18 protein-coding genes and 1 tRNA gene are annotated in these 18,450 nt (G+C 70.7%); 7 read left to right on the top strand and 12 right to left on the bottom strand.

Annotation, left to right across the window (positions count from 1 at the left end):
- Positions 1–37: 37 nt before the first annotated feature.
- On the bottom strand, positions 38–1,255 hold the full coding sequence (locus tag UA74_RS24360) for a DUF418 domain-containing protein (RefSeq protein ID WP_075765560.1): 1,218 nt from the start codon (positions 1,253–1,255) through the stop codon (positions 38–40).
- Between the two features lie 690 nt (positions 1,256–1,945).
- On the opposite strand from UA74_RS24360, the gene UA74_RS24370 reads away from it, so the two are divergent.
- Together UA74_RS24370 and UA74_RS24375 are read left to right on the top strand one after the other, a co-directional pair.
- Positions 1,946–2,467: a PadR family transcriptional regulator gene (locus UA74_RS24370; protein ID WP_075742340.1), complete on the top strand. Its 522-nt coding sequence runs from the start codon at positions 1,946–1,948 to the stop codon at positions 2,465–2,467.
- The gene (locus tag UA74_RS24375) at positions 2,464–3,099 is read left to right on the top strand and encodes a GyrI-like domain-containing protein (RefSeq protein ID WP_075742341.1); all 636 of its coding nucleotides are present in this window, start codon (positions 2,464–2,466) and stop codon (positions 3,097–3,099) included. Before UA74_RS24370 ends, UA74_RS24375 begins: the two co-directional genes overlap by 4 nt.
- 86 nt (positions 3,100–3,185) lie before the next feature.
- Here UA74_RS24375 and UA74_RS24380 read toward each other — a convergent pair whose 3' ends face one another.
- The 5 genes from UA74_RS24380 to UA74_RS24400 all read right to left on the bottom strand — a co-directional run bounded on the left by UA74_RS24380 (position 3,186) and on the right by UA74_RS24400 (position 8,067).
- A complete protein-coding gene (locus UA74_RS24380) occupies positions 3,186–3,821 on the bottom strand; it encodes a response regulator (protein WP_075766331.1) in 636 nt (211 codons plus the stop codon).
- Positions 3,818–5,098, bottom strand: a complete 1,281-nt coding sequence (locus UA74_RS24385) for a sensor histidine kinase (protein ID WP_075742342.1) — start codon at positions 5,096–5,098, stop codon at positions 3,818–3,820. The genes UA74_RS24380 and UA74_RS24385 overlap by 4 nt, the downstream gene beginning before the upstream one ends.
- Before the next feature lie 4 nt (positions 5,099–5,102).
- Positions 5,103–5,843 carry an ABC transporter permease gene (locus tag UA74_RS24390; RefSeq protein WP_075742343.1) on the bottom strand — a complete coding sequence of 247 codons (741 nt, stop codon included), beginning with the start codon at positions 5,841–5,843 and terminating at the stop codon, positions 5,103–5,105.
- A 10-nt stretch (positions 5,844–5,853) separates the two neighbouring features.
- Positions 5,854–6,762, bottom strand: a complete 909-nt coding sequence (locus tag UA74_RS24395; protein ID WP_075742344.1) for an ABC transporter ATP-binding protein — start codon at positions 6,760–6,762, stop codon at positions 5,854–5,856.
- Between the two features lie 249 nt (positions 6,763–7,011).
- The gene (locus UA74_RS24400) at positions 7,012–8,067 is read right to left on the bottom strand and encodes a saccharopine dehydrogenase NADP-binding domain-containing protein (protein WP_232237418.1); all 1,056 of its coding nucleotides are present in this window, start codon (positions 8,065–8,067) and stop codon (positions 7,012–7,014) included.
- 80 nt (positions 8,068–8,147) lie between these two features.
- On the opposite strand from UA74_RS24400, the gene UA74_RS24405 reads away from it, so the two are divergent.
- Complete coding sequence (locus UA74_RS24405) at positions 8,148–9,083, top strand: helix-turn-helix domain-containing protein (protein ID WP_075742345.1); 936 nt, start codon at positions 8,148–8,150, stop codon at positions 9,081–9,083.
- 463 nt (positions 9,084–9,546) lie between these two features.
- Here UA74_RS24405 and UA74_RS24415 read toward each other — a convergent pair whose 3' ends face one another.
- Positions 9,547–10,368, bottom strand: a complete 822-nt coding sequence (locus tag UA74_RS24415; RefSeq protein ID WP_075742347.1) for a helix-turn-helix transcriptional regulator — start codon at positions 10,366–10,368, stop codon at positions 9,547–9,549.
- A gap of 102 nt (positions 10,369–10,470) precedes the next feature.
- Here UA74_RS24415 and UA74_RS24420 point away from each other — a divergent pair, with 102 nt between their 5' ends.
- Both UA74_RS24420 and UA74_RS24425 read left to right on the top strand, forming a co-directional pair.
- Positions 10,471–11,196, top strand: coding sequence for an SDR family oxidoreductase (locus tag UA74_RS24420; RefSeq protein ID WP_083683581.1), 726 nt, complete (start codon positions 10,471–10,473; stop codon positions 11,194–11,196).
- Positions 11,190–11,621 carry a hypothetical protein gene (locus UA74_RS24425; protein WP_198042854.1) on the top strand — a complete coding sequence of 144 codons (432 nt, stop codon included), beginning with the start codon at positions 11,190–11,192 and terminating at the stop codon, positions 11,619–11,621. Before UA74_RS24420 ends, UA74_RS24425 begins: the two co-directional genes overlap by 7 nt.
- Positions 11,622–11,933: 312 nt before the next feature.
- On the opposite strand, the gene UA74_RS24430 is transcribed toward UA74_RS24425, so the two are convergent.
- Positions 11,934–13,088 carry an epoxide hydrolase family protein gene (locus tag UA74_RS24430; RefSeq protein WP_075742349.1) on the bottom strand — a complete coding sequence of 385 codons (1,155 nt, stop codon included), beginning with the start codon at positions 13,086–13,088 and terminating at the stop codon, positions 11,934–11,936.
- 226 nt (positions 13,089–13,314) lie between these two features.
- Between UA74_RS24430 and UA74_RS33115 the strand changes: the two genes are divergently transcribed.
- Complete coding sequence (locus UA74_RS33115) at positions 13,315–14,277, top strand: helix-turn-helix transcriptional regulator (RefSeq protein ID WP_075742350.1); 963 nt, start codon at positions 13,315–13,317, stop codon at positions 14,275–14,277.
- A gap of 61 nt (positions 14,278–14,338) precedes the next feature.
- Here UA74_RS33115 and UA74_RS24440 read toward each other — a convergent pair.
- Positions 14,339–14,411 (bottom strand) — tRNA-Asn (locus UA74_RS24440).
- Between the two features lie 143 nt (positions 14,412–14,554).
- On the opposite strand from UA74_RS24440, the gene UA74_RS24445 reads away from it, so the two are divergent.
- A complete protein-coding gene (locus UA74_RS24445; protein ID WP_075742351.1) occupies positions 14,555–14,755 on the top strand; it encodes a hypothetical protein in 201 nt (66 codons plus the stop codon).
- 237 nt (positions 14,756–14,992) lie between these two features.
- Here UA74_RS24445 and UA74_RS24450 read toward each other — a convergent pair whose 3' ends face one another.
- The 3 genes from UA74_RS24450 to dnaG form a co-directional block, all read right to left on the bottom strand.
- On the bottom strand, positions 14,993–15,772 hold the full coding sequence (locus UA74_RS24450; RefSeq protein WP_075742352.1) for a trans-aconitate 2-methyltransferase: 780 nt from the start codon (positions 15,770–15,772) through the stop codon (positions 14,993–14,995).
- 203 nt (positions 15,773–15,975) lie between these two features.
- Positions 15,976–16,524, bottom strand: a complete 549-nt coding sequence (locus UA74_RS24455) for a hypothetical protein (protein WP_232237419.1) — start codon at positions 16,522–16,524, stop codon at positions 15,976–15,978.
- Positions 16,521–18,437, bottom strand: a complete 1,917-nt coding sequence (dnaG, locus tag UA74_RS24460; protein ID WP_075742353.1) for a DNA primase — start codon at positions 18,435–18,437, stop codon at positions 16,521–16,523. The genes UA74_RS24455 and dnaG overlap by 4 nt, the downstream gene beginning before the upstream one ends.
- Between the last annotated feature and the right edge of the window lie 13 nt (positions 18,438–18,450).

The following is an 18,450-nucleotide window of genomic DNA, read 5'->3' on the forward strand; positions in this document are numbered from 1 at the left end:
CCCGACGGCGACGGTGCATGCCAGGTGTCCGGCCTGGTCAGGACGAGACGGGCGTCGCGATGGACCGACGTCCGCGATAGGCGAGGGCGCGCAGCAGCCACTCGGCGGGTCCGCGCCTGCCTGCGCGTTCGAGCAGGACGGCGAAGGCCATCGAGACGAGCCACGCCGCCACCGCCACCAGCGCGGCCTGCCACTCGTCGAGGACGCCGCCCAGCCCGAGGCCCCAGGCGGACAACAGCGGCGCGAAGATCACCGACTGTAGGAGGTAGCAGGAGAGGGACCGCTTGCCGACGGCCGTCAGGCCACGGACCAGCAGGCCGGGCGTGCGTGTCGTCGCGAAGCGTGCGGCGATGAGAGCGAACAGCGCCGCATAGCCGAGTGCGGCGAACAGCCCGGTCAGCGCATGGAGCAGGATTGGGGACCACTCTGGCAGGTCCCAGACTCCGTGGTGCACGAGCACGGAGGGCACCGCGCCGAGCCAGCCGACGGAGATGCCGACGATCGCGGTGCGTCGGAGCAGCGGTCGGTGGGTCTCCGGTGATTCGAGCACCCGACGACGCGCGCAGACGATCGCCAGGAGCACGGCGATCGGCACCACGAGGCTCAGCACGCCCTGCGCGACCGCCAGGGTGAGCCAGAACAGGAATCGAGACGTGATCGAGTCGACGTACGAGGTCATCGCGGCTAACTGCGGCAGCGCGGCCTCGGCCATGTCGAGATCATCCGGGGCGGTCATCCCGGCCAGCGACACCAGTGCCGTGACGATCGCGAGGAGGCTGCCGAGCGCGATGATCCACCTGCGCAGAGTCCGGTCGGTGCGCCGCAGGAACAGCCAGACCACGATGAGGCCGATGAGACCGTAGGCGCCGACGACGTCGCCCTGCCAGAGCAGCGCCGCGTGCACCGCGCCGAAGACGATCATCCAGAAGTGACGGAGCTGGAGCAGCCGCCGCGCGGACTTCTCCTCGACGCCTGCCGCCGCCTGCCTCAGGTAGAGCTGCCAGATGCCGTATCCGAAGAGAAAGGCGAAGAGCGGATAGCTTCGCCCGTCGATCGCGACGATCGCGATGGTCTGCCACACCACGTCGAGGCCGGTCGCATCAGGCCGGTGGACGCTGCCGAGCGCGGTGGGCTCCCCGTAGAGGAACCAGGGAACATTGGCCAGCGCGATGAACAGGAGCATGAGTCCGCGGGCGAGGTCCGGTGCGATGGCCCGGCTCAGTGGCGGAGTCGGATGGTCGTGCGTCGTCGTCATCGTGGTCCTTCTCGTCTGAACGAAGCTGTTCTACCTGCGGCGTATGGGGTCCGGGGTATCCCGGCCGGGCGAGTTCGTCGCGGGCGGCCCGGATGATCGGCCGTCGCCGACGGGAGGCCGGTGCGCGGCGTTCGGGGATCGCGGGCGAGTCGAGGGACGAGCGCATCGGCGGTGAACTCCGCGGCCGCGATCGGGCTTGCCGCACTCGCTGATCTGCCGGAACCCACGTGGCGAGGTCGGGCTGGCGCTGACGCTCGTCCGCTTCGGCGGCCCGTCCCCCGCGACCATCCGCCATCGGCCGCAGGCGAGAATTCGTGACCGCCTTCACCTGATCGTCGATCTCCACAGCACAGCGCACAGCAGGCAGGCCCGCTCGTCCGACGAGAAGCCCGTCGACGGTCAAGAGTACTGATTCTGCGGTCGTCGTGGTCGACGGAAGTGATCTCTGCGGCCCGGCGCACGGCACCGACCGTCGTCGTGGGCAGGATTCCGCATATCCGACCTGCGGCTCTCGCCGCCACGGCGCGGACCCGGTGGCCCCGCTCGGGTCGAGCCCTCGTCTCGCGTCTCCAGTCGCACCCACGGCCGCCTCCGGAGGCCGTCGGCGTCCTGAGCTGCCAGAACACCCCGGGAACGATCACGAGGGCACCCCGACCCGCCGACATCTATTCTAGCGCTAGAATAACGGGTGTGGAGCTGACCCCGTCCGAGCTGACCGTGCTCGGCCTGATCATCGAACGCCCGCAGCACGGCTACGACCTGGAACGGGTCATCGAGCGGCGCGGTGTCCGGCAGTGGACGGACATCGGGTTCTCGTCGATCTACTACCTGCTCACCAAGCTGGAGGGCCGAGGGCTGGTCCACGTACCGGCGGCTCCCGTCGCGGCGAGGTCTCGCCGCGTCTTCCACGCCACCGGCGCAGGTCGAGAGGCGGCGGCACGCACCGCGCTCGCCCTCGTCACCGAGCTGCATCCCGTCCCGAGCCCGTTCCTGGTCGGCGTCGCCAACCTGCCGCTGCTCTCCGCGCCGGAGTACGCCCAGGCGTTGCGGGCGCGTCTCGCCCAGGTCGACGCCCGCATCACCGCCGTTCGGCAGGCCGAGCAGGCGCCGGTCCCCCTCGCGTCCCCGGCACGCGAGGTCTTCTCCTACGCACTGAGCCTTCTCGAGGCAGAGAGGTCGTGGCTCGCCAGCCGAGTCGGAGGAACCCGATGACGAACAAGACTGACTTCACGAAGAGTCTCGACTCCTACCAGGCGAAACGCGGCGAGTTCCGGATCGTGGCGGTACCAGACCTGCAGTACCTCATGATCGACGGGCACGGCGACCCGAACACCGCACCGGCGTTCGCCGAAGCGGTCGAGGCGCTCTACCCGGTGGCCTACAAGCTGAAGTTCGCCAGTAAGCGCGACCATGGACGGGACTACGTCGTCACCCCGCTGGAAGGCCTGTGGTGGGCGACGGACATGGACTCGTTCACGACGACGCGGGACAAGTCCCGCTGGGACTGGACCTTGATGATCATGACGCCGGACTGGATCGACCAGGACATGTTCGCCGCCGCCGTGGCGCAGGTCGACAAGAAGAAACGACCGGCCCGGCTCGGCGAGATCCGACTGGAGACCCTGTCCGAGGGCCGGTGCGTGCAGACGCTGCACGTGGGTTCGTTCGACGACGAGACCGAGCTGCTCACCAGGATGCATGACGAGTTCATCCCGGCCAACGGGCTGCGCATGGTCGCCAAGCATCACGAGATCTACCTCAGCGACGCCCGCAGGGTCGCACCCGAGAAGCTGCGCACCATCCTCCGCCAGCCGGTCGTCGCCGCAGCCGTCTCGGACGAGTAGCCGCTGGCTGCGCAGCAATGCCTCGCCGGTGAGCTGCGGCGGACCGGGCGATCACGGCGCACGGCTCGGGTGATCGGGCGTCCCGATCACCCGTCGCCCCGCACGGTCAGGTAGCCGCGGGAGAACGCGGTCGCCACCGCAGCAGCCCGGTCCTTGACACCGAGTTTCGCGTACACGTGCAGCAGGTGTGTCTTCACGGTCGCCTCGCTGATGAAGAGCTGCCGTGCCGCCTCGCGGTTCGTCGAGCCCTTGGCAATCAGCTCCAACACCGCCAGTTCGCGCTGCGACAGCAGCTCGGTGGCGGGCCTGCGCATCTGACCCATCAGCCGGGTCGCGACTGCGGGGGCCAGCGCCGCCTGTCCCCGCGCGGCCGCCTCCACCGCACGGAACAGCTCCTCCCTCGGCGCGTCCTTCAGCAGGTAGCCGGTGGCGCCCGCCTCGATGGCGGGCAGGACGTCGCTGTCGGTGTCGTAGGTGGTGAGCACGAGCACGCGGGCGGGCACACCGCGCCGGGCCAGCTCCTTGATGGCGGCGACGCCGTCGACCCTCGGCATCCGCAGGTCCATCAGGATCACGTCGGGCTGGAGTCGTTCGCCTGCGGTGACGGCCTCCGCGCCGTCGCAGGCCTCGCCGAGGACGCCGAAACGCGGATCGGCGCCGAACATGCCGCGCAGGCCGTCCCGCACCACCGGGTGGTCGTCGACGATCAACAAAGAGATCACGAGCCGCACCCGGCCGGGATCGCAGGCACCGACGCCGAGATTGCGGTGCCGCCGCCGGGTTCCGACTCGATGTCGAGCCTGCCCGCGAGGCGTTGCACCCGCTGCCGCATGCCCGCGAGCCCGAACCCACCGCTCGCCGAACCGCCCGCAGGCCTGGCGTCGGGATCGAATCCCCTCCCGTCGTCGCGCACGTCCAGGGTCACCAGGTCCTCCATGTAAGACAGGGTCAGGCCGACGCGGCCCGCGTTCGCATGCTTGGCCACGTTGGCGAGCGCCTCCTGCGCGGCACGCAGCAGCGTCACCTCGACGTCGGCATGCATCGGCCGAGGGTCGCCGGTGGTGGTCAGCATCGCGTCGATGTCGTTGGCCTCCGACCAGCGGCGGGTCACGTCGCTGATCGCGTCCGCGAGCCGGGCGTCGGCGAGCAGCTCCGGCCCCACCGCGTGGACGGTCCGGCGGGCCTCGGTGAGACTCTCGCGAGCGAGATTCATCGCGTTCGTCATGTGACGGTTCAGCGTCGACGGCTCGTCCGTCGTCTGCTCGGCGGCCTGGAGCTGAGTGAGGATGCCCGCGAGACTCTGCGCCAGCGTGTCGTGGATCTCCCGTGCCATCCGCTGCCGTTCGTCGAGCACGCCTGCCTCCCGGGCCTGGACCAGCAGCTGAGCCTGCAGGCCCGCGTTCTCCTCCAGCGCCGCCGCCAGCTTGACGTTGGCCTCGTGCAGCTCGGCGAGCGCGCGCTGCTGCTGGTCGTTACGGCGATACCCCAGCTCGGCGAAGTGGAAGAACGACGAGGCCAGCACCAGCGTGATGCCGAAGAGCGCCGCCCACTCCCACCAGCCGTTGCCGTCGATCTCGGCGATGCCGCCCACGTACGACACGGCCGCGATCATCGCCGTGACGGTGACGCCGAGGTACCGCCAGCGGCCGTGCAGGAAGAGGAACGCATGAACGTAGCCGACGAAGGCGAAGATGCCGTACCACGGCGCGATCGCCGTCAGGCTGCCCGCGAGGACCGTCAACCCGGCGTAGTACAGGACCGTCGACGGGCCGTTCCGCCGCCCCCTCGCCTGCACCACGTCGAACCAGACCAGCCAGAGCGCGGTGAGCAGCGCGAGGCCGAGCACGAGCGGCCCGGGTACCGGCTCACCCCAGACCGGTTGCAGCAACGTGACGACGGTGCTGGCCGCCAAGAGGAGGTACGGAAGGACGCTGATGACCACGATCTCCCGGCGTTCCTCCCGGTCGAACTCCGCACGCAGCTCGGCCTCGATGCTCAACGACCTACTCCCAACGGAAATACCGCGCGGCCAGTCCGCCTGCCACGATCGTCCACCCCAGCATGACGACCACGTGCAACAGTTGCGGCCAGTGCCCTGCCGCGGCGTCCTGCAATGACTGCACGCCCGCCCCCAACGGGCTGAAGTCGCTGATCGTCCGCAGGAGGTCGTTCATCGAGTCGCGTGGCACCCACAGGCCTGCGAAGAAGGCGATCGGGAAGAACAGCACCAGCCCGATCGCGCTGGCGCTCGTGCTGCTCGGCGCCAGCGCGGCCACGAGCAGCCCCACCGCGAGCATCGCCAGCGCCGCCAGCAGATAGACCACCGGGTAGGCGAGCAGTTGCCTCGGCAGGTTCACCTCGAAAGCCACCCTGCCGACGGCGACCACGACCAGCATCGTCACCACGGACATGATCGTGCACATCAGCAGGTGCGCGCCGAGCATCAGCGCGGGCTTGACCGGGGTGGTCCGCATGCGCCGCAGGACGCCCTTCTCCCGGTACGCGGCGAGCTGCTGGGGCAGGCTGACGAGTGCCAGGGTGGCGATCGCCAACGCGACGAGGATGGGCGTGTACACGTCGATCGGCCGCGCCCCGCCGAGATCGGCGGAGGCCTCGCGAAGCGACGGGATCGAGCCGAGGATGACGAGCAGGATCGGGGGGAAGCCGAGCACGAAGATCATGCTGATCGGCTCCCGGAAGAACAGTCTGGTCTCGGTGGCGGTGAGTCGGAGCAGGGGCGGCATTGCGGTCTCCTCAGACATCGACGGGGTGGCCGGTGAGCGCGACGAACGCGTCGTCCAGCGAGGCCTGCTCGACGCGGAGGTCGGCGGCGATGACCTGGTGCCGGGCGAGCACGGTGGTCACGGCGTGCAGCAGGTTCCCGCTGCCGGTCACGACGAGCTGCCCGCCCGCCCGCTCGACCGACGCGACCTCCGGCAACGCGGTCAGCACGGCGTGATCCAGCGGCACGGACGGTCGGAAGCGAATCCGCTGCCGGTCGTTGACCCTGGAGACCAGTCCGGCCGGGGTGTCGAGCGCGACGAGACGGCCCGCGTCGATCACGGCCAGCCGGTCGCAGAGCCGCTCCGCCTCCTCCATGAAGTGTGTGACCAGCAGGACCGTCACGCCCCGGTCGCGGATGCCCTCGATGAGGTCCCACGTGTCGCGGCGGGCCTGCGGGTCGAGACCGGTGGTGAGCTCGTCGAGCACCGTCACCTTCGGACCGCCGATCATCGCGAGCGCGATCGACAGCCGCTGCTTCTGCCCGCCGGAGAGCCGACGGAACTGCGTGTCCAGTCGGTCGGTGAGCCGCAGCGCCTCGATCAGTTCGCGCCAGTCGACGGGGGCGCGGTAGAAGGAGCTGTACAGCTCCATCGCCTCGCCCACCTTGAGCTTGGCGGGCAGCTCGCTCTCCTGGAGCTGCACGCCGAGCAGCTGCCGCAGCTCACCGGTGTCCCGTCTCGGGTCGATGCCGCAGACCCGGACGCCCCCGCCGTCGGGGGTGCGCAGGCCCTCGATGCACTCGACCGTGGTGGTCTTGCCCGCCCCGTTGGGCCCCAGAATCCCGAATATCTCGCTCTGCTCGACGGTGAAGCTGACGCCCTTGACCGTGGTGTGATCGCCGTAGCGCTTGACGAGGTCGGTCACCTCGATGATTGCCATACGTCGAAGCGTGCCGCCTGCCCGCGATGCGTCACATCGACTGCGCGGTCAGGCCGATGCCGGGTTCGGTGGATGCCGCCATCCACCGATCGGTTGGTGCCGGGGTCGGCAAGGCGGGCAGGGGTCGAGGTCGCGCCGGGGGCCGTCTGCCTGCTCGAGACGTCGCGGCCTGCCCCGACCGATGTCGATGCGCGTGCAGGCGAGCGCCGCCTGCACGCACCGCGCGCCATGCCGCGTCACTCGCCGTGCTCAGCCTCGGGGCAGGTCGACCGTGACGTGCGCGGCCAGCGCGCGCAGGAAGTCGGGTGCGTCGAAGAGCCTGCCCGCCGAGGCGACGCCCGTCGTGCGAGTCCGCCCGGAGAGGATGCGGTCGACCGCCTCCACCGCCAGCGGGGCAGTGACGGCGTAGATGTCCTGCCCCCGCGCGGCCGCCCGTCGCCGGGTGTCGCCGGAGCGGACGATCACGTCGACGAGGAAGGTCTGGGCGGATCGACCCCGCTCGTCGACGGGGACCGGGCCGGCCGGGTCTGGCACCGACAGGTCCTTCGCCGCGTCGACGGCCATGTACGTGCGCACCTCGGGGACCGACAGATGGCTGGGGATGGTGACGACGTCGGTCATCGTGAACCCGCCGAGAACGGGCCGCACCCCGAGCGGAGCGGGGAAGTCCCAGTCCAGGACCGGCGACGCGTCGTCGTGGTAGGCCAGTTCGCCTGCGGTGTAGCGGACGCCCCTGCCGTTGCGCCGCTCCCGCGAGACCCTGCCTGCCGCGAGGGTCCCGGCAGTGGGATGCCAGCTGCTCAGGCCGTAGGCGACGTGCACCTCGTCGGCGGCCGTCCAGTCGCCCATCGCCGTGGTGGCCAACAGATCGCCGAGACCGCCGTAGAAGGCCATCGCGGGGAGCACGACGGTGCCCGCCTCGCGGGCCCGGTCTCCGAAGTGCGCGAACGCGTCGATGTTGGCCTCGATCTCGGCCGACACGTCCACATACGGGATGCCCGCGCGCAGGGCGGCCTCGATCACCTGGGCAGCGGTGGCGGCGAAGGGCCCGGCAGCGTTGATCACCGCTGCCGCTCCGGCGAGCGCGCGATCGAGCGCGGCCGAGTCGTCGACGGACGCCTGCCGAGCGTCGAGTCCGGGGTGTTCCGCTGCCAGCGCATGCAGCCGCTCCGCGTCACGTCCCGCCAGGAGCGGGACGAACCCTCGCTCGCGCAGCTCGGCCACCACGAACCGTCCGGTGTGCCCGTAGGCGCCGAACACCGCGACCGTGTGACCCGATTCCCGCTGTTCCGCGGTCATGCTCATGTGATCCACGGTGAGAATCGTGGCCGAGGGGAGCAGGCGCCACGAGTGTCTTGAACGCCGTCATGCGTACAGTTTCGGACATGAGCACGATCGCGGTGGCCGTTGCCGACGGGATGCGGCACTTCGAGCTGTCGGTGGCGTACGAGATCTTCGGCGCCGACCGGACAGGGCAGGCCGACGCCTGGTACGACCTCGTGATCTGCGGCTCGGGCCCAGTGCGGCTCGGCCGGTTCCGGCTGGAGCCGGACGGCGGGCTCGACCGGTTGGCCTGCGCGGACACGGTGATCGTTCCCGCACTGGCCGACGCCGACGAGCCGCCGCCCGCCGACCTCGTCGACGCGGTGCGCACGGCCCACGAGGCGGGCGCGCGAACGGTCTCGCTGTGCACGGGGGCGTTCGTGCTGGCCGCCGCAGGCCTGCTGGACGGCAGGCGCGCCACCACGCACTGGGCCCACGCCGGGGCGCTCGCCGCCCGCCATCCCCGCGTGACAGTCGACCCGGACGTGCTCTACGTCGACGACGGCAGCGTCCTCACCTCGGCGGGCAAGGCCGCAGCGGTGGACCTGTGCCTGCATCTGGTCCGCTCCGACCACGGCTCGGCGGTCGCCAACACGATCGCCCGCAGCCTGGTCGTGCCGCCGCACCGGACCGGCGGCCAGGCCCAGTTCGTCACCGCCCCGGTGCCGGCCCGAGACACGCACCCGCTCGCCCGGCTCCTCCCCTGGGCGGCACAACGGCTGGAGCATCCGCTGACCGTCGCGGATCTCGCCCGCCAGGCGAACATGAGCTCACGCAACCTCGGTCGCCATTTCCGATCCGCGACCGGCACCACCCCGCTGCACTGGCTGTCGACGCAACGAATCCGCCGCGCCCAGGAACTGCTGGAAACCACCGACGACGGCATCGACGCCGTCGCAGCGGCGGTGGGCATGGGCACGGCGGCCACCTTGCGCAGGCATTTCCACCGCACGGTGGGCGTGCCGCCGGACGCCTACCGCCGCACCTTTCGCAGCTAGGTCGCCACCCGCGAGATCCGCCCCGCGGCGATGCTCGCCGAGCGCAGCCGGCTCGTCAGCCGCGCGGCAGGCTCGGCGCCGATCACCTCGGGGATCACGCCGCGTCAGCCGCCTGCCGGCGGGCGCTTCTTCCGCGCCGCCGGACGTCACCGGGCGCGTCAGGTCTCACCGGACCGGACGTCAGCAGCCTGCCCGAACCGCCCGACAGCCCGAACTGCCCGAGCCGCTCGGCTGCCCCGCGATACTGCGCAGGCGTCGCCGTCGGATGCCTCGCCGGTCGTGGCGCGGTTCGGTGCCGGACCTGCTTCCGAGTCCGCCCCGCACCGCAGGCTGGTCGTCGCGGGTCGGCACCGAGTTCACGAACCGCACCCCGCCGGGATCACCGGCATCGACGCGGAGAGGTCAGCACCGCCGTCAGGTGCAGGCTCGGCGGCGAGTCCGCCCGCGAACCACAAATCACGAATCACAAGGCGAATCGTTGAAGCCCGGTGACGCGGAGAAGTTCCAGCGCCGATGCCGTCGCCGTGCCGGGTGCAGCCGAGTAGATGAGGACGGTCTGATCACCCTCGGGCTCCCGGAGCACGTCGACGTCCAGGGTCAGCATGCCGACTTCTGGATGCACGCGGGTCACGCAGGCGGCGCGCAGCCGCCCGGAGCGGCCCGCTCGCCACAGACTGTCGAAGCGGGCGCTCCCGCCACGCAGGTCGGCCACGAGTCTCGCGAGGTCGGGATCATCGGGGTAGCGGGCCTGCGCCGTCCGCAGGCAGCCGACGCAGTCGGCGGCCGCCGAGGTCTCCGTATCGGGATTCGGGCCGAGAAACCGCTGCCAGATGAGATTGCGTCGCGCGGTGGGCAACTCGGAGAAGTCGCCGAGCAGGGCGGCGCCGAGCGGGTTCCAGGCGAGCACATCGGACTTGGCCGACAGCACGAGGGCGGGCAGGTCGGACATCCGGTCGAGCAGGCGCAGCACGCTCGGCCGGACCAGCATCGGAATCCGGCCTGCCTGCGGCGGTTCCGCGCCCGCGAGCCGGAACATCATGTCGCGGTCATCGTCGCCGAGCCGCAGCGCCCTCGCCAGCGCGCCGAGTACCTGCGTCGACGGTCTCGGCCCCCGGCCCTGCTCGAGCCGGATCACATAGTCGACGCCCAGACCCGCCAGCTGGGCGACCTCCTCCCGACGGAGCCCGGGGACCTGCCTGCGCAGGCCGGTGGGCAGGCCGACGTCGGCGGGTCTGACTCGTGATCGCGCAGTGCGCAGCACCGCGGCCAGTTCGGCTCTGTCCACGCACCCATCGTGCCGGCGGAGCGGCCCGTTCGGGGTGGTACCGGCGGTCCCAGGCCACCTCGGTCCTGGCGTCGGCGCCTCATCATCGGCGACGCTGGCAGCGTGTCGACGAACAAGATGACGACCGCCCTGGTGACCGGGGCGAACAAGGGACTGGGACGCGAGACCGTGCGCAGACTCGCGGCCGCGGGCTGGGACGTGTTCCTCGGTGCGCGTGACGAGGCACGCGGCAGGAAGGCGGCGGCGGAACTGGCCGACGACGGCGTGACGGTGCGGTTCGTCCCGCTCGACGTGACCTCCGACGAGTCCGTCGCCGCGGCCGTGGACACGGTGCAGGCCCATGCCGGGCGGCTGGACGTGCTGGTGAACAACGCGGGCGTCGGCGGGCCGCCGAACCCGCCCGCCGAGGTGCGAGCCGACGATCTGCGGCAGCTGTTCGAGGTCAACGTGTTCGGCCCGGTCCGAGTCACGAACGCCTTCCTGCCGCTGCTGCGGGCCGCCGAGAAACCCCGGATCGTCATGGTGTCCAGCGGGATGGGGTCCTTCGCGGTCTCGAACGACCCGCGTTGGTTCGGGCTGGTGCCGCCGACACTCGGCTATCCGGCGTCGAAAGCGGCGTTGAACATGATCACCAGCCAGTATGCCCGTGCGCTGGACGGAGTCCGGATCAACGCCGTGGACCCCGGCTACACCGCGACCGACCTCAACGGCCACACGGGCACCCAGACCGTGTCCGAGGGGACCGACGCGATCGTCCGGCTGGCCGGCCTCGGCTCGAATGAGCCGACCGGCGGCTTCTTCAACCGCGAGGGAGTCGTTCCGTGGTGACGACGCAGGAAGAGCACACCGGTGATGTCGTCCTGTCGCTCGGGCTGCATCCGAGTGCGGTCGATTTCAGTCTCCACCCGGAGATCACCGAGGAGACGCTGACGGCCCGGCTCGCCGCAGGCGAGGCGGCGATCCGAGCAGCGGGGTTCGACCTCGTGCAGTGCCTGGTAGCGGCCGACGAGGCCGAGGCCGAGCGCACGATCCGGCAGTGCGTCGCCCGACGAGCAGTCCACGTCGTGATGATCGGTGCGGGCCTGCGCGTTGCACCGGAGCACACGCTGCTGTTCGAACGGGTCGTGAATCTGCTCAACGAACTCGTTCCCGGCATCGTGTTCTGCTTCAACACCTCGCCGGAGAACACCATCGACGCGTTGCGGCGGCACGCACGGCCCGGCAGCGGTCACGACGGCATGGGACCGCGCTGACCTGCGACCACGCTGACGGGTGCGCGCCTCGGTGCGCACGCGGCCGTCGAGACGCCGACGGCCGCACCCGTTCGCGACCGGCCGGCTGCCATGGCAGTCCGCTTGCCGCACCGCTCGCCGTGACCTTCGGACACCGATCGAGGCCGCCCACGTCGCGCGCGGACCGGCCCGGATCGGGACGAAGCTCAACAGCATCAGGTGGGGAATCGAGTCCGACGCGCGACCGCAGGCACCGGCGTCGAAGGCCTGCGGGATTCGAGGGTCCGGCAGGCGCAGGCATCGCGATGCCGGGGTCTGCCGGTCGGCCCCGCCTCAGGCAGCACGCAGGGTGCGGAAGAACGCCCGGACGTCCTCGACGAGCAGATCAGGAGCCTCCATCGCCGCGAAGTGGCCGCCCCGGTCGTACTCGGTCCAGCGCACGACGGTGTGCTGCTGCTCGGCGACGGCCCGGATGGTGACGTCGCCGGGGAAGAGCGCACAGGCGGTCGGGACGCCGGAGTCGGCCAGCTCGGCACCCCAGTGCGTGGACTCCTTGTAGATCCGAGTCGAGGACGCGAAGGTCTCGGTGAACCAGTAGATCATCACGTTGGTGAGCAGCGCGTCCCGGTCCACCGCGTCCTCCGGCAGTTCCTTCGCCGGGTTCGAGAAGGTCTTGAACAGGTCGACGATCCAGCCCAGCAGCCCGACCGGCGAGTCGTGCAGGCCGAAGGCCAGCGTCTGCGGACGCGTGGACTGGATCGCCGCGTAGCCCCCGACCTCCTCGAAGCCGCCCTGCTCCGCCAGCCTTCGCTGATCGGCCTCGTCCCATCCGCTGGTGTCCTGGTCCCAGCCGCCGATGGTGAGCAGGCCGTTGACGTGGACGCCGACGACGTGCTCGGTGGCGATTCGGCCGATCTGCGGGCCGACGAGCGAACCGAAGTCGCCGCCCTGCGTGCCGTAGGAGGTGTAGCCCAGCCGAGCCATCAGCGCGGCGACGACCTCCGCGTGGCGTTCACTGCCGCTCTGCCCCGCCTCACGGGTGGGCCCCGAGAAGGCGAAGCCCGGCGGCGAGGGGATGACCAGATGGAAGGCGTCGGCGGGATCGCCGCCGTGCGACCGGGGGTCGGTCAGCGGGCCGATCACGTCGAGGAACTCGACGAAGGACGCCGGCCAGCCGTGCATCATCACCAACGGCAGCGCGGCAGGCTCGGGAGAACGAATGTGCAGGAAGTGGACCTGCTGCCCGTCGATCTCGGTGATGTACTGCGGGATCTCGTTCAGCGCCGTCTCCTGCGCCCGCCAGTCGTACCCCGTCCGCCAGTACTCCACGAGCCCTCGCAGATAGGAGACCGGCATCCCGTGGTCCCACCCCATGCCCGGCAGTTCGTCCGGCCAGCGGGTGGCGGCCAGGCGGGCGGACAGGTCGTCGAGTCGATCCTGCGGAACGTCGATGCGAAACGGGCGGATCTCGGGGGTAGGAGTCGTCATGGCGGCGACGGTAGAACGGCGTTAGAGCCTGTCTTTGATCCCCCTCCGTCGTGAGCGGGGATCAGCGTGGATGAGCTGCAAGGCGGAGGAAGGAGACATAACGGAGTTATGTTGACTGACGACAACGCCGCAGATCGCCGCGCTGGCCCCGCGCAACAGGAAAGTGGGGATCAAAGACAGGCTCTGAGGACCGGATCGCTCCTATGTTCCTGCGAGGATCGACGGCATGTTGGAGACCTCCGCCCGCCTGCTCAAGCTGCTGTCCCTGCTGCAGGCACGCCGCGACTTCTCCGGTGCCGAGCTGGCCGAGCGGCTGGGGGTCAGCCGCCGCACGGTTCGCCGCGACGTCGAGCGGCTGCGGGACCTCGGCTATCCCGTGCACGCCAGCCAGGGCATCTCGGGCTATCGGCTGGGTGCAGGCGCCGCGCTGCCGCCGCTGCTGCTGGACGACGACGAGGCGGTCGCGGTGACCGTCGGACTGCGCACCTCGGCGGAGAACTCGGTGGCCGGCATCGAGGAGAGTGCCCTGGGGGCACTGGCGAAACTGGAACAGGTCCTGCCGTCCCGGCTGCGCCACCGCGTCGCGGTGCTGCACTCGACGACCATGCGGGTGGGCGATACTTCCGGCCCGCAGGTCTCCTCGCAGACTCTGATGGCCGTGGCCGACGCCTGCCACCGACGCGAGCGGCTGCGCTTCGATTACGCAGGCCCGCGTGGCGGGGTGACGATCCGGACGGTCGAGCCGCACAACCTCGTCAGCTTCAGCCGGCGCTGGTACCTGGTGGCCTTCGACGTCGATCGGGACGACTGGCGTGCCTTCCGCGTCGACCGGCTGACGCCGCGCACGCCGACCGGGCCCTCGTTCCCCCGCCGGACCCCGCCGCACGGCGACGCCGCGACATATCTGACGCACCGGCTGTCCGCGCGGACCTGGCCCTGTCAGGCGACGTTCACGCTGCACCACGCGGCCGAGGCCGTCGCGGACCGGATCTGGCCGGGAATGGGCGTCGTGGAGGCGGTCGACGAACGCAGCTGCCTCTTCCACGTCGGCGGCGAGACGGTGGCGGACCTCGTGTGGATGATCACCTCGGTACGGGTCGACTTCACCCTCGTCACCGGCCCCGCCGAGCTGCCCGACGCGCTGCGGGCACAGGGTCTGCGCTGTCTCCGGGCCGTCGACGCGCCGTGATCGTCTCGGCCCCGGCCGCAACGACGAAAAACCCCAGGCCGGCGGCCTGGGGTGAGTGAGGCTCCTCCGGTTGGACTCGAACCAACAACCCTTCGGTTAACAGCCGAATGCTCTGCCAATTGAGCTACGGAGGAAGGTTATTCAGTTCTCTCGCCGGACTTCAAGTCCGACGAGACATACTCTAGCGCACCATCGGAACCGGTTTTCACCACCCCTCGGTTGAACACCTCGCGATGCGGGAACATGGTCCACACGAGCATCGACCGAGGAGGGCACCATGACCAAGCTGTTGCTGGGCGCGGCCATTGGTTACGTATTGGGGGCCAAGGCTGGCCGGGCTCGGTACGAGCAGATCGTGCAGGCCTATCGCCGAGCCCTTGATCACCCGATCGTGCGAGACGTCACCGCGAAGGTGCGGGGCAGAGTGGAGCAGCAGACCCGCCCGAAGCACCCGCAGCCGGACGACCTGCTGGTCTGACACCGGTTCGCACGAGAGAACACGGACGGCCGGGGGTCGAACCTCGGCCGTCCGCTTCGTCGAGTGCCACCCCCGGACCCCTGGACCCGCGGCCGCCGGGCCGCGCCGGCAGCGTCCGCGGCCAGGCCGTCGTCCCGGTTCACCAGTTCCGCGGCCGGACCGAGCCCGCCCCCGCCTCGACAGCGCAGGACGGGTTGCGCGACGGGACCGGTCAGGACGGCCCGAGCACCGCCGACCTCAGCCGAGCCGCCGGGCGACGACGAAGATCCGCCGGAACGGGAACCAGGTCACGCCGTCGGCCTGTCTCGGATACGCCGACCGAAGCCTCGGCCCGAGTTCGGCCCGGAACTCGGCCCAGCCCGCCTGGGTCAACACGCTCCTGATCGGGCGCAACGCCGTTCCGCTCACCCAGTCGAGGACCGGGTCCTCCCCGGTCAGCCGCTGGAGGTAGGTGGTCTCCCAGGCGTCGACCTCGGCACCCAGCGCCGCCAGCGGAGTCGCGTAGCCCACCGCGTCGAGGACGGCACCCGGTGCGCGCATGGCCAGCCCGTCGAGGCGGTCTCGCCAGGCGGGCGACCCCGCCAACGTGCGGATCTCGTGATGCGAGGGCGCATCGAAGTTGCCGGGCACCTGAAAGGCCAGCCACGCGCCGGGCCGCAGCCGGGTCAGCCAGCTCCGCAGCAGCTCGCGATGGCCGGGAACCCACTGGAGCACCGCGTTGCTGAGCACGACGTCGACGTCCTCGTCGGGCTGCCAGGCCGTGACGTCGCACAGGCGCGCATGCACACCTGCCGCCTTCGCCGCGTCCACCATCTCCTGCGAGGAGTCGACCGCCTCGATGTCGGCGTCCGGCCAGCGTTGGGACAGCGTGGCGGTGAGGTTGCCCGGCCCACAGCCGAGGTCGACCACCCGCCGGGGATCTTCGGCACCGATTCGAGCGACCAGCTCGTGAAAGGGCCTGCCCCGCTGGTCGGCGAAGGTCAGGTAGGTCTCCGGATTCCACTTCGTCGTGGCCATCGCGCCTCCTCTTGAAAAACGTACGTACGTACTTTATTCCCTTCGTGGTGTCGATGGGGCCGGAACAGCCGGGATCGACGGGAGAAGTCCCACATCGTCACCGCCTGTCGACCGCGCCGTGACGCCGCCTCGACCGGACCCTGCGGACCCGCGAGGCGGCAGAAGGAGCACGGCGGAACGAATGAATCGGGAGAACCGAGTCGCTACTCGACGGGCGGTCTGGCCTGGGCGAGCTTCGCGGCCACCTCGGACGCGATGTCGGCCACCACGGCCCGGTCCGTGCCGGGGTCGATCCGTACCTGAAGCAGCACGCCGTCGCGGCCGGGCACCCGCCGCTGCACGAACCACGCCCCGCCGCCGGGCAGCTCACGATGATGCCGAGAGGTGATCGAGGCGTTCACCCGTTTCAGGACGGCCTCGGGGACGCGACCCGCCTCGGCGATGGCATACCGACGAGGCGGCAGGTCCGTGAGCAGCTCGGCCTCGCCCGCAGCACCCGCCGACTCCGCCTCGACCACCGTCAGGCTGCCGTCCTTCCAGGTCGCCTTGGAGATCAGGTGCCAGCCCACTCGCCGAGAGCCCGACACCTCGGGCAGCCACAGCCCGAGCCGGGTCGCGACGACCGCGCCGCCGCCCTTCGTGGTGGCCACCGCGAGCACCCGCTCATCGGTCTCCAGGGTTCCGGTGAAGCTCGCGGGCAGCTTCGGCGAACCGACCACCCACAGCCGCAGTCGACGGATGAGATCCCTCACGACAGTCCTCCCACCGCCTGGTCCTGAAGCGCCTTCCGATACTGCTCCAGCCCGACCAGGTCTCCGAACAGGGCGTGATACTCCTCAGGCTCCTCCGTGGCCGACATCCGCTGCAACCGAGACTTCAGCTCGGCGATCTCCCTGGCCACCACGGACTCCTTGAGCCTGGCCAGCAGGCTCGCCACGTACAGCGCGTCCTCCTCCGATCGGGACCGCAGCGACTCCACCGACAGCTCGGTGAGCAGCGACCGGACCGAGGCGTGCGGGCAGTGCTCCGCCATGGCCGCGACCAGTCCGGAGCCCGAGAGCCCGCCCGAGGCTCCGCCCGCCGCGATCAGCGCCCGATGCACCGCCAGGTAGGCGGGATGCGTGTAGGCCTGCTCGGAGATCGAGTCGTAGACGGGCCCCGCCAGCGCGGGCCACTGGAGCGCGACCTTCAGCGCCTCCCGTTGCAGCCAGAGCTGCGGGTCGTCCGGCGCGGGCCTCGGCGGGCCGCTGTCGTCCCCGGCTCCCCGCCCCGGCGCGGGCTGCCGGGCCTGCCGCGTCGGCCGCGCCGGTTCACGACGGCCGCCGCCTGCCAGTTCACGGACCTCGCGCACCACCGAGGGCGTGTCGTCCCAGCCCACCCAGCCCGACAGTCGACGGGCGTACTCGTCGCGCAGGGCGACGTCGCGGATCTGCGCCACCAGCGGCGTCGACGAGCGCAGCGCGGCGAGCTGGCCCTCTGCCGTGTCAAGATCATGGCTCTTGACCACGCCCCGGATGGCGAACTCGTACAGCGGGCGGCGGCGGGCGACCAGGTCGCGCACGGCGGGGTCGCCCTTCTCCTGCCGCAGCTCGCAGGGGTCCATGCCGTCCGGCGCCACGGCGATGAAGGTGTTCCCCGACCAGTTCTGGTCGCTGTCGAAGGCCTTTCGGGCCGCCGACTGGCCCGCCGCGTCGCCGTCGAAGGTGAAGATCACCTCGGAGCCGAGGGAGGCCTGGTTGAAGGAGGCGTCCATGAGCAGTCGCGACAGCACCTTGATGTGCTCGTCACCGAAGGCCGTTCCGCAGGAGGCGACCGCTGTCGGCACCCCGGCCAGGTGCATGGCCATCACGTCGGTGTAGCCCTCGACGACGACGACCTGATGCCGCCTGGCGATCTCCCGCTTGGCCATGTCGAGACCGAACAGCACCTGGGACTTGCGGTAGATCGGGCTCTCGGCGGTGTTGACGTACTTGGCCTGGATCGGGTCCTCGTCGAAGATGCGCCGCGCGCCGAAGCCGACGACGTCGCCGCTCAGGTCCTTGATCGGCCACAGCAGCCTGCGGTGGAACCGGTCGATCGGCCCCAGCCTGCCCTCCTTGGCCAGGCCCGCCTTGTACAGCTCCGCCGCCTCGAAACCTCGGCCCAGCAGGTGCTTGGTCAGCCGGTCCCATCCCGAGGGCGCGAATCCGCAGCCGAAGCGAGTCGCGGCGGCCTCGTCGAAACCTCGGGTCTTGAGGAACTCCCTGGCCTCGGCCGCCTCCGCGCTGCGCAGCGCCTCCGCATAGAACTCGGCGGCGGCCTTGTGCGCCTCGACCAGCCGCAGCCGGGTGCCCCGGTCGCGCTGCACGACGGCGCTGCCGCCGACGTAGTTGAGCCGGATGCCGACCCGATCCGCGAGGCGCTCCACGGACTCGACGAAGCTGAGGTGCTCGCGCTTCATCAGGAAGGCGATGACGTCGCCGCCCTCGCCGCAGCCGAAGCAGTGGAAGGTGCCGTGCGTGGGCCGGACGTTGAACGACGGACTCTTCTCATCGTGGAAGGGACACAGCCCCTTCAACGCGCCCGCGCCCGCACGACGCAGTTCGAGGTACTCGCCGATCACCTCGTCGATCCGGTTCCGGTCGCGTACCTCGGCGATGTCGCTTTCCCGGATGCGTCCTGCCACGGTCGGCGAGTCT

Source organism: Actinoalloteichus fjordicus (genome assembly GCF_001941625.1).
GTDB classification, from domain to species: Bacteria; Actinomycetota; Actinomycetes; order Mycobacteriales; family Pseudonocardiaceae; genus Actinoalloteichus_A; species Actinoalloteichus_A fjordicus.

Excerpts from the sequence above, each read along its gene's own strand:
- UA74_RS24390 (WP_075742343.1), bottom strand. The coding sequence starts at position 5,843 with ATGCCGCCCCTGCTCCGACTCACCGCCACCGAGACCAGACTGTTCTTC.
- UA74_RS24360 (WP_075765560.1), bottom strand. The coding sequence starts at position 1,255 with ATGACGACGACGCACGACCATCCGACTCCGCCACTGAGCCGGGCCATC.
- UA74_RS24375 (WP_075742341.1), top strand. The coding sequence starts at position 2,464 with ATGACGAACAAGACTGACTTCACGAAGAGTCTCGACTCCTACCAGGCG.
- UA74_RS24450 (WP_075742352.1), bottom strand. The coding sequence starts at position 15,772 with ATGGCCACGACGAAGTGGAATCCGGAGACCTACCTGACCTTCGCCGAC.
- UA74_RS24395 (WP_075742344.1), bottom strand. The coding sequence starts at position 6,762 with ATGGCAATCATCGAGGTGACCGACCTCGTCAAGCGCTACGGCGATCAC.
- UA74_RS24445 (WP_075742351.1), top strand. The coding sequence starts at position 14,555 with ATGACCAAGCTGTTGCTGGGCGCGGCCATTGGTTACGTATTGGGGGCC.
- UA74_RS24405 (WP_075742345.1), top strand. The coding sequence starts at position 8,148 with ATGAGCACGATCGCGGTGGCCGTTGCCGACGGGATGCGGCACTTCGAG.
- UA74_RS24430 (WP_075742349.1), bottom strand. The coding sequence starts at position 13,088 with ATGACGACTCCTACCCCCGAGATCCGCCCGTTTCGCATCGACGTTCCG.
- UA74_RS33115 (WP_075742350.1), top strand. The coding sequence starts at position 13,315 with ATGTTGGAGACCTCCGCCCGCCTGCTCAAGCTGCTGTCCCTGCTGCAG.
- UA74_RS24400 (WP_232237418.1), bottom strand. The coding sequence starts at position 8,067 with ATGAGCATGACCGCGGAACAGCGGGAATCGGGTCACACGGTCGCGGTG.